General features: G+C 44.5%; 10 protein-coding genes and 1 pseudogene. All 11 read left to right on the forward strand.

The window, feature by feature from the left end; all coding sequences use genetic code 11:
* A pseudogene (locus tag QUB25_RS26215) lies at nt 1-1,800 on the forward strand (S-layer family protein); the annotation flags it as partial.
* A 15-nt stretch (nt 1,801-1,815) separates the two neighbouring features.
* Nucleotides 1,816-3,549, forward strand: a complete 1,734-nt coding sequence (locus QUB25_RS26220; RefSeq protein WP_333187827.1) for a ShlB/FhaC/HecB family hemolysin secretion/activation protein — start codon at nt 1,816-1,818, stop codon at nt 3,547-3,549.
* A gap of 429 nt (nt 3,550-3,978) precedes the next feature.
* Nucleotides 3,979-4,653, forward strand: a complete 675-nt coding sequence (locus QUB25_RS26225) for a response regulator transcription factor (protein WP_333187830.1) — start codon at nt 3,979-3,981, stop codon at nt 4,651-4,653.
* A 24-nt stretch (nt 4,654-4,677) separates the two neighbouring features.
* The gene (locus tag QUB25_RS26230) at nt 4,678-6,627 is read left to right on the forward strand and encodes a CHASE2 domain-containing protein (RefSeq protein ID WP_333187832.1); all 1,950 of its coding nucleotides are present in this window, start codon (nt 4,678-4,680) and stop codon (nt 6,625-6,627) included.
* Nucleotides 6,628-7,139: 512 nt separating this feature from the next.
* Nucleotides 7,140-7,922: a DUF928 domain-containing protein gene (locus QUB25_RS26235; RefSeq protein WP_333187833.1), complete on the forward strand. Its 783-nt coding sequence runs from the start codon at nt 7,140-7,142 to the stop codon at nt 7,920-7,922.
* Between the two features lie 17 nt (nt 7,923-7,939).
* Nucleotides 7,940-8,116: a hypothetical protein gene (locus QUB25_RS26240; RefSeq protein ID WP_333187836.1), complete on the forward strand. Its 177-nt coding sequence runs from the start codon at nt 7,940-7,942 to the stop codon at nt 8,114-8,116.
* A 1,387-nt stretch (nt 8,117-9,503) separates the two neighbouring features.
* A complete protein-coding gene (locus tag QUB25_RS26245) occupies nt 9,504-10,085 on the forward strand; it encodes a CAP family protein (RefSeq protein WP_333078921.1) in 582 nt (193 codons plus the stop codon).
* 81 nt (nt 10,086-10,166) lie between these two features.
* Nucleotides 10,167-10,718 carry a hypothetical protein gene (locus tag QUB25_RS26250; RefSeq protein ID WP_333078920.1) on the forward strand — a complete coding sequence of 184 codons (552 nt, stop codon included), beginning with the start codon at nt 10,167-10,169 and terminating at the stop codon, nt 10,716-10,718.
* Between the two features lie 285 nt (nt 10,719-11,003).
* Entirely contained in the window at nt 11,004-11,471 is a 468-nt protein-coding gene (locus QUB25_RS26255) for a hypothetical protein (protein WP_333187839.1), read from the forward strand.
* Between the two features lie 319 nt (nt 11,472-11,790).
* Complete coding sequence (locus QUB25_RS26260) at nt 11,791-13,005, forward strand: leucine-rich repeat domain-containing protein (protein ID WP_333187842.1); 1,215 nt, start codon at nt 11,791-11,793, stop codon at nt 13,003-13,005.
* Between the two features lie 261 nt (nt 13,006-13,266).
* Entirely contained in the window at nt 13,267-14,193 is a 927-nt protein-coding gene (locus QUB25_RS26265; RefSeq protein ID WP_333187845.1) for a leucine-rich repeat domain-containing protein, read from the forward strand.
* The last annotated feature ends 26 nt before the right edge of the window (nt 14,194-14,219 follow it).

A 14,219-nucleotide genomic window follows, 5' to 3' on the forward strand; every position in this document is an offset into this window, starting at 1 on the left:
CGCAGTAGCTTGTTAGCTTCTAGTTCTGGGAGTGGGGATGCAGGGGACTTGAGGATTGACACGGGGCGCTTGCTGGTACGCAATGGGGCAGCGGTATCAACCGATACTTTTGGTTCGGGCAAGGGCGGCAGCTTGCAGATAAAGGCAACGGATTCTGTTGAGATGATTGGTAGCTCAGCGAGTGATCAGTTCCGCAGTAGCTTGTTAGCTTCTAGTTCTGGGAGTGGGGATGCAGGGGACTTGAGGATTGACACGGGGCGCTTGCTGGTGCGCAATGGGGCAGTGGTATCAACCGATACTTTCGGTTCGGGCAAGGGCGGCAGCTTGCAGATAAGGGCAACGGATTCTGTTGAGGTGATTGGAGTACCAGCCCTTAGTCCGGGGAGGAGTGGCTTGTTTGCTGAGAGTCAAGGGAGTGGGGATGCAGGGGACTTGAGGATTGACACGGGGCGCTTGCTGGTGCGCAATGGGGCAGCGGTATCAACCGATACTTTCGGTTCGGGCAAGGGCGGCAGCTTGCAGATAAAGGCAACGGATTCTGTTGAGGTGACTGGCACATCAGCCAGTGGTCAGTTCCGCAGCGACTTGTTAGCTTCTAGTTCTGGGAGTGGGGATGCAGGGGACTTGAGGATTGACACGGGGCGCTTGCTGGTGCGCAATGGGGCAGCGGTATCAACCGATACTTTCGGTTCGGGCAAGGGCGGCAGCTTGCAGATAAAGGCAACGGATTCAGTTGAGGTGATTGGTAGCTCAGCCAGTGGTCAGTTACCCAGTGGCTTGTCTACTGAGAGTCAAGGGAGTGGGGATGCAGGGGACTTGAGGATTGACACGGGGCGCTTGCTGGTGCGCGATGGGGCAGGGGTATCAACCACTACTGGAGGTTCGGGCAACGGTGGCAGCTTGCAGATAAAGGCAACGGATTCAGTTGAGGTGATTGGAGTACTAGCCCTTAGTCCGGGGAGGAGTGGCTTGTTTGCTGAGAGTCAAGGGAGTGGGGATGCAGGGGCCTTGAGGATTGACACGGGGCGCTTGCTGGTGCGCGATGGGGCAGAGGTATCCAGCAGCAGCAGGCGAGAAGGGACAGCAGGCAATATCAACATTACAGCCCGCGATACCCTAGAAGCTAACAATGGCACGATCTCAACCACCTCCGATCGATCTTCCGGGGGAAGTATCGACATCACAGCTTCTAATATTCGCCTATCGGGCAACAGTGACATCACCAGCAGGGTTAACTCTGGTGCAGGCGGTGGTGGCAAGATAGACATAAAAGCTGACTCCATCCTCGCTTTCGACGACAGCGATATCCTCACTTTTGCCCGTGAAGGCAGAGGTGGAAATATCACCCTCGACACTCCTGTCTTCTTCGGCGAAAGCTACACAAGAGCACCCCGCAGCACCGATCCTGCTACCCTGGATCGCAATAATCGAGTCGATATCAATGCCACTGGTAATCTTGCTTCTGGAACGATCGCCCTACCCGATACCACCTCGATCCAAAACAGTCTCACCGAGTTACCGGAAAATCGGATTGACACCGACAGCCTCCTGGCCTCTAGCTGCATTGTCCGCCGCGATCGACCAACCAGGGGAAGTTTTACCGTCACGGGTACTGGTGGCTTACCGCAACGCCCTGGAGATGTCCAAATGTCCGACTTTCCCACAGTAGATGTGGAAACTTTACCCAGTGACGCCACATCCTCAAATCGTTCTTGGCAAAAAGGCGACCCAATTGTAGAACCCCAAGGCGTGTATCGACTGCCGAATGGGAAACTTGTTATGAGTCGAGAATGTTATTAATTCACTAACAAAAATATGTACCCAATCTTCAGGTGGGTTGCCCTTTCAGGTTCAAGCATCGCGACATCAACTTGTTTTACCCTCAGTGCGATCGCCCAATCCGCACCGCCACCAGGTGTCACCATTCCCCCTAAGGCACCAGACGCGATCGAACAAACAATTCCCAATTCCTCTCAAACACCCCGTCCTTTCCCCGATGAAACGCCTTCACCACCACCGGCACCCGAACTGCAAATTCCCCCAATTCAAGAGTCACCTGAAGTTACTCCCCCGTCGGGCGATCGCTTTTTCATCAACAAAATAGAAGTGCTGGGAAACACCGTCTTACAGGACGAAATTGCCAAATTAATTCAGCCTTACGAGAACCGTTCAGTCACGTTTGAAGAGTTACTCGAACTGCGATCGGCGATTATTCAACTCTATATTAAAAACCGCTACATTACTTCTGGAGCTTTCCTGCCCAACAATCAAGATCTCAGCAGCGGTACAGTCAAAATTCAAGTCGTAGAGGGCGAACTCCAACAGATTGAAATCGGTGGGTTAAATCGATTGCGAGAAGGATACGTGCGATCGCGCCTAGAACTTGCCACCTCTACCCCCTTAAACCAACAACGTTTAGAAGAAGCCTTGCAACTGTTGCAACTCGATCCGCTGATCGAGAGGGTAAATGCCGAGTTAACCGCAGGCAGCACTCCAGGCCGCAATATCTTGCGAATCAATCTCAAAGAAGCGCCTGCCTTTCACAGTGCGATCGTACTGGATAACAACCAATCTCCCAGCATTGGTTCAGTCCAAGGCAGCGTACAAGTCAGTCATGATAATCTGTTGGGATTTGGCGATCGCTTATTAGCCCAATACGGTCGTACAGAAGGACTCGACCTCTACGACATCAACTATACAATCCCCGTGAATGCTCGTAACGGTGCCCTTAACTTCCGCTATAACAATGGCGATAGCCGAATTATTGAACGAGAGTTCCGGGATATCGGTATTAGAAGCGAAACTCAAACCTATTCCCTCAATATCCGCCAGCCGATTACCAGAACACCAACCCGTGAATTTGCATTAAGCTTAGGTTTAGATCGCCGTCGCAGCCAAACGTACATCCTCGACGATCGGCCCTTTTCCTTCACAGAAGGTCCTGAAAAAGGCGAATCTAAAGTTACAGTAATTCGGTTTTCTCAAGATTGGGTCGATCGGGGCAGAAGACGAGTTTTAGCAGGCCGTTCTCAATTCAGTCTAGGGATAGATGCCTTTGACGCAACTGTCAACAATACGGGCACTGACGGGCGATTCTTTTCCTGGTTGGGACAATTTCAGTGGGTGCAGCAGTTATCGGGTAGAAATGTGTTAGTAGCGCGAATTGATGCTCAACTAACTCCAGATTCTTTGCTACCTTTAGAACGTTTCAGTATTGGTGGAGTCGATACAGTTCGCGGCTACCGACAAAACCAACTTGTTGCCGACAATGGCATTGTGGGTTCAGTGGAAGTTCGCATTCCCCTCGCGTCAGATTCCAATACACTGCAGTTAGCGCCTTCTTTTGAAATCGGAACGGTCTGGAACGATCAAGATATTGACCCAGATCCAGCTACAATTGCCAGTTTAGGACTGGGCTTGCGATGGCAGATTGCCCCCGATTTATCGTTGCGCCTGGACTACGGTCTCCCCTTAATTTCAGTTGGCGATCGGGGAAACTCGCTGCAAGATAAGGGTATCTACTTTTCAGTACGCTATCAGCCGTTTTGAAGTAGGCTGTAGTAGTTTGGTAACCTAATTGCATATTTGTGCGATCGAGTTTGCACAATTGTGCAATATATTTTCTAGCTAATTTTTATATCATATAAAAGGAAACCAATTTTATCAATTAAATCGATGATTTGTCTGACTCATATGATGTCCAGCCAATCCCCTCAGCTTCGCTTCGCCCATTATATGTTCGTAGTAAGGACTTTAGTCCTTATCCTTAATCCTTGAAAGGACTGAAGTCCTTACTACAAACTGTTGTTATTACAGGCATTTGACCGAACATTATAATATCATTAAAGGAACAAAAATCTTAAATTAACCAGAAACGGGATCTTTCTTAGTTATTTGGATAATAAGAACACACTTGCCCCACTCCGATTGAACTAAATGCTTACTGGGTAAGGAATTACCAATTACCAATTACCAATTATGATGAGCCAAGATTTACCAAAACTAGAGACACTCAAAATACTTGTAGTGGATGACCACGAACTAATCTTAAGCGGCACGATCGACTTGCTGAAACGGCAGTACCCACAAGCCGAAATCCTTACCGCTAAAACAACCCAGAATGCTCTCGAACAGGTCGAATCATTTATGCCAGACTTAGTTATTATGGATCTTTCCCTACCAGAAACCTTCGGGCACACTGCCGAAATCAATCGAGGCATCAAAAGCCTGGGAACTTTAATGAAAAACTATCCCACCCTAAATTTGGTTGTGCAAAGCAGTTATGTCAAAGCACTGGTGCGGATTAAACCAGATATCGACGCTCATGAAGGAGGGTTTACCGTAGCTGACAAAGGACTTTCCAGTGAGGAGATGTTGAAGCGGATTGACTTGGCACTCAAAGGAGTTACCCATACCAAAGATTTGAAAATGCCACCAGGGGAAGTCAAGCCAGAGTGGCTTGAGGTACTCAATCTCGCTTTTGAAGAAGAATTGGAAGATAAAATCATTGCCGATCGTATGAACCTATCCCTCAGAACAGTACGCCACTACTGGACAAAAGTTCAAGACGTTTTAGGGGTTTACCCGGAAGATGGCAAAAGTCTCCGCATTCAAACGGAAAAACGAGCTAGAGAAGAGGGGTTTATTGATTAATCGGTTTTGTTAAGGAAGAAACTGTTGTTATCTACTATTTTGAGCAAAATTAGAAAAAAATTTACCATCTGGTCTGTAGAAACCCGGCCAGGAATTGTTGCTATAGTTCTGATTGTACTCGTTCGTTTGAGTGGAGCGCTGCAATTGATAGAATGGGTAACTTTCGACTCGTTTCTGAGGCTGCGACCATCTGAACCTATCGACGAACGAATTGTGATTGTGGGAATTGATGAAGCCGATATCCGACGTATCAGAAATTACCCTATACCCGATCGCGAAATTGCCAAACTGTTAAGAACTTTGCAGAAGTACCGGCCCAGAGTTATCGGTCTTGATATTGTTAGAGATCTACCCGTTGAACCCGGTCATGCCGAACTCGGTGCAACTTTTAAAGATATCAAAAATCTGATTTTGGTGGAAAAAGTTATACCTGATTCTATTAAATCGCCCCCCAACTTACCCCCAGAAAAAATCGGTTTTATAGATTACCTTTCCGATAATGACGGCAAGGTCAGGCGTGCAATACTAGGAATAAATAAATCTGAAGACAATAAAAAATACGCTTTTTCCCTGCCTTTGCGACTGGCAGAAACGTATCTCAAAGCTAAAGGCATTGAACTAAGCAATGGCATTCGCGATCGCAAAGCAATGCGGTTTGGTTCGACTGAACTTCCTCGCTTTTTTCCCAATTCTGGGGGCTACGCGGGCGGTGATGATTTTGGTGTTCAGCTACTCCTCAATTATCGCAACGCTGGGAAACGATTTCGCACGCTATCCCTTCAAGATATTAACGATATTGAAGCCGCCAAAGGTAATTCCGATCTGTTGCGCGATATCTTGGGCGATCGCATTGTTCTAATTGGGATAACGGCTCCTAGTATTAAAGATTTTGTCAATACTTCTGCGATCGCTAATTTACAACCGGCTGGGAAAATTTATGGCGTAGAATTTCATGCCCATGTGGCCAGCCAAATCGTCAGTGCAGTTCTCGATGGACGACCCGTTTTAAAAACCTGGTCGCAGGGTTGGGAATATCTTTGGATTGTCGCTTGGGGCGTTTTAGCTATTTATTTCGGTCGGCTGACTCAATCTCCATTAAAAAACCTCGTGTATGTTGCCGCCGCCAGCCTTGGGTTAGTTGGAATTGGCTATGCTTTCATCATCGGGGGATGGTGGATTCCAGTAGCACCAGCTTTATTAATTTTAGTCATTAATGGTGCAATCTTGAACACTTTCTATCAATACGACCGATTTTTGAGGTTTCAGATTGAGCTCCGCCAACACACCATCGAACGGACATTTGTTGAAATTCATAATGGCCCTCTGCAAACACTAGCCAATATTTTGAGGCACGTTCAAGACCAAGATTTAGAACCAAATCGATTGCTCGAAGAATTGAAAAATCTGAACTGGGAAATCAGAGAAGTTGGCGAGTACCTGAAACTAGAAGCCCTAGATCGAAAGGAAAGTCTCCGTCTAGGTAGTGGTCTAATTCTAGACTTAAAGATACCGATTCGCGAGCTACTCTATGAAGTCTACAGCCATACACTCCAGCGAAACTTTCCTTCCTTTAAAACGCTCAAAGTTAAAGTTTATTCGTTCGAGCCAATTGAAGAGCAATACTTAAGCCTGGAACAAAAGCGAGAACTCTGCCAATTTCTGGAAGAAGCACTGTGCAATGTCGGAAAACACGCTAAAAATTTGACCCGTCTCAGTGCTACTGGCAAGCAAAATGAAGGCTGGTACACCCTAAGTATTAAAGATAATGGATCTAGCATTTGCTCTGCCTATGAAGGTCGGGGAACAAAGCAGTGTCTAAATCTCGCCAAAAAATTAAAAGGAAAATTTAAGCGAATCTGTCTCGGAGAGAAAGGAACTTTGTGTGAGTTAACTTGGCCCATTACGGGGACAAACTGGAATTTTGCTAGTATAAAACGTAACTTCACAACCAAGATTTTGAAAGGCAGGAACTAGACCCCTCGTTATTGTGAACCTCACTTAAACGAGAATTGCTATATCCAAAACAGCCTCACCGAGTTACCCGAAAATTAGATTAATAAGGAGGGCCAATAAGATTGCCGAGTTGTGCAATTATAACTACCTTAAAGAGCGACAGGAAATACAAACTCAAGCAATTAACTTGGCACAAGCTACTCTAGTTGGATCTAATCTATTTATTTATTATAGGACTAATACTCACACAGACGCCCTAAAAAACAAGGAGAAAAACAAAAAGGGTTGACCAACTGGTTGGTTACTTTGGCAATGGCCACAATACCCCAAGAGAGGATCTAAGGTATGAGAAAAAACGCACAAAATCAAACAAGCCATGAATATTGTGAGATTAGGTGACTATGATTTAGAAGTTGAACAACTTCCTAATCAATTAAGGCATTGGGAATTTGATGTTACCATAGTTAACAATCAGTTAGGACAAAAAACTAAATTAGCTATTAAATGATTAAAAAAGGAAAAAAGGCTAAGTTATGATGTCAATCCAATGGTTCTTTAACGAACGCATCAACATCAAAATACTCACCAGTTGTGCCTTGAGTTTAACGCTGATTGTAACTCCGGCAGTTCTGGCGGGTTATGCACCTGGCGATCAAAAGTCTCCCCCTCGCGAAAGAAAATCGGATGGAGGAACGACTAGAGGGTGTTCTGGAGGAGATATGCCACTAACTGTTCTCGCCCCTGTGAACTACATAGGACGAACGATTTCTCGATACCCTACGTTCGCTTGGTTTGTGCCTAATGATTCTGCCTCCAAGCCAATAAAACTCACGATTTACGAGTGGGTTCCAGGTGCTAAACCCCAACAAGTTCGCGAGATATCCTTGCAGAGTTCACCGGGAATTATGAAATTATCTCCGTTCTCGAATAGCGAACAAGGACTGCAACAGGAGAAACAATATCTTTGGCAAGTTGTTATCAATTGCGACCCAGATAACCCATCAGGCGATCTAGTAAGCGAGGCAACTATTGAGGTTGTAGCAATGCCTGCTGCCGTGCAAAGTAAACTCAACAAAGCAGTAAATAGCGTTGAGAAAGCTAATATCTATGCTGAGGCAGGTTTATGGTACAACGCGCTAGATGAAGCGCTCAAACTCGCCCAAGCGTCGAAACTGGGAGAAATAGGTTCAACTTTGTTAAAAGATTTGGCTGTGTCGGAAGCACCAAAAACCACTTCAGAATTGTCGCCAAAAGAACGCTCCGCTCGCGCGAAACAAATTGAAAACTTGAAGCAGATTGCAGACAGTACACGCTAACTAACCTCTAAGCAGTAATGAAAAACAACACTTCACGTCGTGCAGTTTTACAAGGTTTGATGGCTAGTGCAATTGTTATCGGGTTTGATGTAGCCAATCGTTCTTGGGTGACATCTGCCAGTGCCATATCTTTGTTTGAAAGTTTGCTACCTCTTTCTGGAGTTCTTTACTTCAGGGGGCGACAACGAGTCTAAAGAGGTTGCTCCATCAGCTTTATAGCTCTTAATTCCCTCTGATAAAATGCTCGCCCCTTAGGAAATAAACTCATCATGGACTCTACCCACTCCTGACAGGAGTCCAAGGCAATCAACCAATTTTCGCCATATAAACCAATCCAAAACTTACTATGTCTTCTTCTGTTTCTCCCTGGCTCTTTGAGACGGCTGTACAGTGCCTAATTAAATAACAGCGAGACAACTTTGTGTCGTTGAGCAAAACCTTCCCTCTTACAGGATTACAGAGAAAGTTTGCTCAGCGTTCTAGCATTTGGCGATCAGCATTGGCAAGCTAGATTGAGCCAAAAAAGCAAGCCAGATTTAGCTTTGCCTCTTTAACGGCACTCATATGTCTCCATGTCAAATAAAAAGTCACTGTACATACGATCCTAACAATTTGCTAACTCTTGGTCAGGGTATTTTTTAGCGACTGATTGGCGTTCTCACTTTGGTATTCCAGATGAAGATAATTTTTGGACTTGACTGAGCTTGACAAATTACTTGGTTTTTGGTTTTAACCGAACCGTATTGACCCCACCATACAGCCAGTTACCGATGAGGATAAAGGGTACTCGTTTTTGCAAATATATTCACCAGCTTAGCTCGGTTATTAATGTCAAAAATAGTCGCTTGATTCAATCTATTTCAGCGTTGTTAGTTTACACAACATCACTTCACTTTTTAGAGTAAGAGTAATTTCAAATTACCCCTTGCACAGTTGTGCAACGATAACTACATTAAAAAGCAACAGGAAATACAAACTTAAGCACTAAACTTGGCACAAACTACTCTAGTTTCATCCAATATATTTATTTATCGTATTATTACTACCAACCACACGCTCACCAGAAAAACCAAGGAGAAAAACAAAAATGGTTTACAAACTGGTTACTTTGGCAACTGTAAGTAGGTAAGCGCTGTAAAAAAAAATTATGTAAACGCTTGTAAAGGATCCAAATGCCCTAAGCGTGGCTAAGTTAGCCCTGTTTACATACTGTTACATAGCTGTGTTTAATCTTGCTTACCTACTTACAATACTCCGGACAGTTTTGGGAACCAGACTACAAGCTTTACACGGCAAGGATCATAAATAAAGTCGAATTAAATGCCGCGTAGGGGTGGAGCTGACATTGATTTAATTATCCACAGTGGCTCAAAGTCCTACAGAATAAGCCATTGGGCTATATAAAAACTGTCCGGACTATTGTACTTACACCATAAGCTATTTAAGATAAAAGCCATGAACCAAACACTCTCTGTCAATGCCAAGGGTTTGTACCACGGTTTCAAAAACGTCGAGCTAAAGTCAGCTAAAGTGTTGGCGATATCTTTACTTTTGACATCTACCACATTTTAGGAGATGCTAATGAATCAGCCCCAATTGATGAGATTGACTTCGATAGGATTGGTCAGCATTCTGTTACTGGGAACGCTGAGCAAGGGTGCAGGAGGACAAACCTCCATCGATCAGGCGACTTTACGTAATAGCCTCTTATCTAAGCACAATACCTATCGCAACGCGCATCGTAGCTCTGCAATGACCCTCAATGATTCTCTTAACAGCACCGCTCAATCTTGGGCTAAGCAGATAGCAAGGACTGGAGTGTTGGCACATAGTTCCTCCCGCCAACGGAACGGTGCTGGAGAAAACCTTTATGTTTTCTATACGACGGCGGGTTCTATAGCTACAGATACCCTCGCTAACAGCGCGATAAAAACCTGGTACGACGAAGTAGCAAAATATAACTACACTAATCCAGGATTTGCTACCACTACTGGACATTTTACTCAAGTAGTTTGGAAGAGCAGTACCCAATTAGGCTGTAGTGCAGCACAAGGCACCAAAACGCTTCAGGGCAAACAGCATCAAGCTTTCTATGTAGTCTGCCATTATGCTCCTGCGGGTAATGTGACAGGGCAGTTTCCAGCTAATGTCCTGAAACCGTAGTTACTGCTCTTGTGTCACTCTAAGCTTTTTTAGCTAGCTTCTAAACAGAAGGTTTAAAAAACACATCCTGATATTAATGACATGAAAATCAAAGTGACTGACTTTATTGTTTTTGGAACTTGCGCTATTCTTTGTGGGACGGCGACAATTACTATTCCAGCTCTGTCTGCTTTAGATACAAGTGTTGAGGCTATAACTTTTTATAGCTATCATGATAATAATCCACCGAACAGCAGAGCAATTAAATATCCCAAAGTACACAAAGAAGCTGGTGGGCGGGGAACTTATGAAGATCCAATTACGATTGCAGTACCCGAAAGTTTCCCGGCAAAACCTGGAACTTGGCTTTATGTAAGGGGGCTGCAAAAGTACATGATTGTAGAAGATTTATGTGGAGATTCACCATGCGGGGACCATGGAACCCAGAATTTTATTGATGTCTGGATGGAGAGCAATGAAAAAAACAATAAAGAAGTTGTAAAGAAATGTCAGGAAAAATGGACTAAGCGAACTAGAGATGGGGATCTGCCAAAGGCAGTGGTGTTCGATCCACCCAAAAATTTGCCAGTAAATACTACCCCATTTTTTGACACTAAAACTAATAAGTGCAATGAACCACCCAAAGGTTGGTAAAGGCATAACGTATATTAGTAGCTCCTCATCAATAAGCTAGAATACCTTTAGTATTTTGTGGGGAGTTTTCCTTTAATGTTTTACTGAAAACACCAGCCTTAAGAATAGTTATTGAATCGGAAGCATTTCATTTTTGTAAAAGCTAAAAAAATTGTTTGTTTAATTTATTTCTTCCACTTTTTTATAAGCTTTTATGGCCTACTCCGATTTAATATCGTAGAGGAATGCTTTCACAATGGAAATCCAAAACGTAGATTCACCTTGTAAAAATAAAGAAAAACACAAATGCCTATCCAAGAATTTTTGCAACTTTTCTCCAAAATAACCCTTAAAAGTTTTATTATAGGGGCAGTGATCGGCTTGTTTACTTACACCTTTGGCTCTTTTTTCGGAGATATAAATGGAGGGACTCAGGCTGCCTACGATCTAGGAGGGTTTTTAATGGAAGCTTTGGGAGCAATAATAGTTAGCTGCTACTGCTATTTTGTAATTAAATTTTGGCACAGAAAAAAATGGCGCTTATTGAGTAGACAACAACGATTTATTGCTAGATTTATTTCAGCATTATCTAGTTTTTTAACTTTCTATTTTACTTATCAATCAGGTTTCCGTGAGCGTATTGAAGAACGTCTACATTGGGGAGAGGCTATAAGCTATATGATTATATATGGAATAGTCTGTGTTGTATTTGGAGGAGCTATTGAATCTCTAGTTGAACTGAATGCTAACTCTCTCCCTCAAAATAAGAACTAACCCTTTGTCTAAGTTTAAATACTTGTGGATAGCCTATATATTTTTATCGCTATCCCTATTGTATGCCCGCCTAGCATTAACCACCTGGTTATAGAAATGGGGAAATAAAGACATCTGCCATTTATAAAAACGGCTGACTAAACTCTTAACAGCCATTTATAAAAATGGGTAGGTAAAGATATTAACCATTTATATAAATGGCGATGATTAACAAAGTACAAGATACGTTTGCCCCAGCGCAAATGGCACCCCTTCGGTAAAATTTTGATGTCGGACGTTCCCGAAGCTTTTGCATAAAAATCCACACAGGTTATTCCCTATGATTTCATTAGCCCTTGTTTTCATGTTGGTGGTATCGAGTCAGTCGCAAAATAGTGGAAATGCACCTTCCTCATGGGTCGTGCAGAAACAACCGGGCGATAGTGGACGGACATTTGCTGATTGGTGTCGCGAAAAGGCTTCTTTGAGTCCTGAAACTAAACATACTGTTGAGGTGTTGTTGGAGAGAGCGGAAACTACTGAGTGCGAGGCGGCGGATCGACAACTTTCGAGTCTCACGAGACTCACCCTCAACAACAATCAAATCAAGGACATCAAACCGCTAACATCCTTGACTAACCTGACTACGCTCTCCCTCGACAGCAATCAGATCGGGGACATCGAACCGCTAGCATCCTTAACTAACCTGACTTTCCTCTCCCTCGACAGCAATCAGATCGGGGACATCAAACCGCTAGCATCCTTGACTAACCTGACTTTCCTCTCCCTCGGCAGCAATCAAATCAGCGACATCGAACCGCTAGTATCCTTGACTAAACTGGCTTCGCTCTCCCTCGACAAAAATCCAATCAAGGACATCAAACCGCTAGCATCCTTAACTAAACTGGATCGGCTCGCCCTCGATGGCAATCAAATCAAGGACATCAAACCGCTAGCATCTTTGACTCATCTGACCGAGCTCTACCTCGAAAACAATCAAATCAGCGACATCAAACCGCTAGCATCCTTGACTAACCTGGCTTTGCTCTCCCTCTACAACAATCAAATTAGCGACATCAAACCGCTAGCATCCTTGACTAACCTGACTGTACTCTCCCTCTACAACAATCAAATTAGCGACATCAAACCGCTAGCATCCTTGACTAACCTGGTTGCGCTCGACCTCGATAAGAATCAAATTAGCGATATCAAACCGCTAGCCCCGACATCACCTATCACACAAACCCGCCTCACTTCTCGCCATGACCTAGATCGCATCGCGGAGAAACTGGCTGTTCCTTCGCGATCACATCCACTTGCTGGTTTCTGGAAATATGGCGATTGCTCCAATCCCTGGGGGTTAGCAATTGCTCCTGCAGGGGAAGGTCTCTACTCAATTTCGTTTTGTGGCCCTGGTGGGTGCTTTGTGCCAGGTACTTATCGGCCCAATAGTCCCATAGTCGGCGACCCAAGTTATCGTGTAGTTAACAACAATACAATTGATGTTGATGGGCGTGACGGCTTCGCTCGCTCCATTCGCTGTCCATCACGCTAAGAGCCGTCAACAACGGGCTAACAAGTCGCTGCACACCGACAACCTACAGTCTTTGGTCGCAAGCTCCCTGCGCTTCCGGTTGCGGGTGAGCTCTGGTCTTTAGGTTGCCAAATGCTGATCGTGTACTGGGCTCGATGACAGCTAGCCACAGAGAACCGAAAACTAATATCAGGGTGACAGTATGACATTTCCTGACAGACCCTCTGCACTTTCAAGCCCTAGATGGGGGAAATATATAAAAATCTACAGAGGTTATTCCCCATGATCTTATTAATATTGGTTTTCCTGTTAGTGGTATCGAGTCAGTCGCAAAATAGTGGAAATGAACCTTTCTCATGGGTCGTTCAGAAACAACGGGGCGATAGTGGACGGACATTTGCTGATTGGTGTCGCGAAAAAGCTTCTTTGAGTCCTGAAACTAAACATACTGTTGAGGTGTTGTTGAAGAAAGCGGGAACTACTGAGTGCAAGGCAGCCGAGCGACAACTTTCCAGTCTTACGGAACTCGAACTCACCCTCGACAGCAATCAGATTGGAGACATCAAACCGCTAGCATCCTTAACTAACTTACGTTCGCTCACCCTCGACAGCAACCAGATTGGGGACATTAAACCGCTAGCATCCTTAACTAACTTACGTTCACTCTACCTCCACAGCAATCAAATCGGGGACATCAAACCGCTAGCATCCTTGACTAACCTGACTACGCTCTCCCTCAACAGCAATAAAATCAGTGACATCAAACCGCTAGAATCCTTGACTAAACTGACTGAGATCGGGCTCAACAACAATAAAATCAGCGACATCAAACCGCTAGAATCCTTGACTAACCTGACACAGCTCTGGCTCGAAAACAATAAAATCAGCGACATCAAACCGCTAGAATCCTTGACTAACCTGACTGAGATCGGGCTCAACAACAATAAAATCAGCGACATCAAACCGCTAGAATCCTTGACTAAACTGACTTTGCTCTGGCTCGGCGAAAATCAAATCAGCGACATCAAACCGCTCGCATCCTTGACTAAACTGGCTTCACTCAACCTCAGCGGAAATCAAATCAGCGAAATCAAACCGCTCGCATCCTTGACTAGACCTCTTGCACAAAGCCTTTTCATAAATTTATTGGACAGGCTCTTGGGTGCATCTCACTTTTGCAAATACATCAAGCGGAAAGTTGACCATTGAGATAAGCACAGCGCAGAGAAAGGATA

Source organism: Microcoleus sp. B3-D7 (assembly GCF_036705305.1).
Classification (GTDB): Bacteria; Cyanobacteriota; Cyanobacteriia; order Cyanobacteriales; family Microcoleaceae; genus Microcoleus.

Excerpts from the sequence above, each read along its gene's own strand:
- QUB25_RS26220 (WP_333187827.1), top strand. The coding sequence starts at position 1,816 with ATGTACCCAATCTTCAGGTGGGTTGCCCTTTCAGGTTCAAGCATCGCG.
- QUB25_RS26225 (WP_333187830.1), top strand. The coding sequence starts at position 3,979 with ATGATGAGCCAAGATTTACCAAAACTAGAGACACTCAAAATACTTGTA.
- QUB25_RS26235 (WP_333187833.1), top strand. The coding sequence starts at position 7,140 with ATGATGTCAATCCAATGGTTCTTTAACGAACGCATCAACATCAAAATA.
- QUB25_RS26240 (WP_333187836.1), top strand. The coding sequence starts at position 7,940 with ATGAAAAACAACACTTCACGTCGTGCAGTTTTACAAGGTTTGATGGCT.
- QUB25_RS26245 (WP_333078921.1), top strand. The coding sequence starts at position 9,504 with ATGAATCAGCCCCAATTGATGAGATTGACTTCGATAGGATTGGTCAGC.
- QUB25_RS26250 (WP_333078920.1), top strand. The coding sequence starts at position 10,167 with ATGAAAATCAAAGTGACTGACTTTATTGTTTTTGGAACTTGCGCTATT.
- QUB25_RS26255 (WP_333187839.1), top strand. The coding sequence starts at position 11,004 with ATGCCTATCCAAGAATTTTTGCAACTTTTCTCCAAAATAACCCTTAAA.
- QUB25_RS26260 (WP_333187842.1), top strand. The coding sequence starts at position 11,791 with ATGATTTCATTAGCCCTTGTTTTCATGTTGGTGGTATCGAGTCAGTCG.
- QUB25_RS26265 (WP_333187845.1), top strand. The coding sequence starts at position 13,267 with ATGATCTTATTAATATTGGTTTTCCTGTTAGTGGTATCGAGTCAGTCG.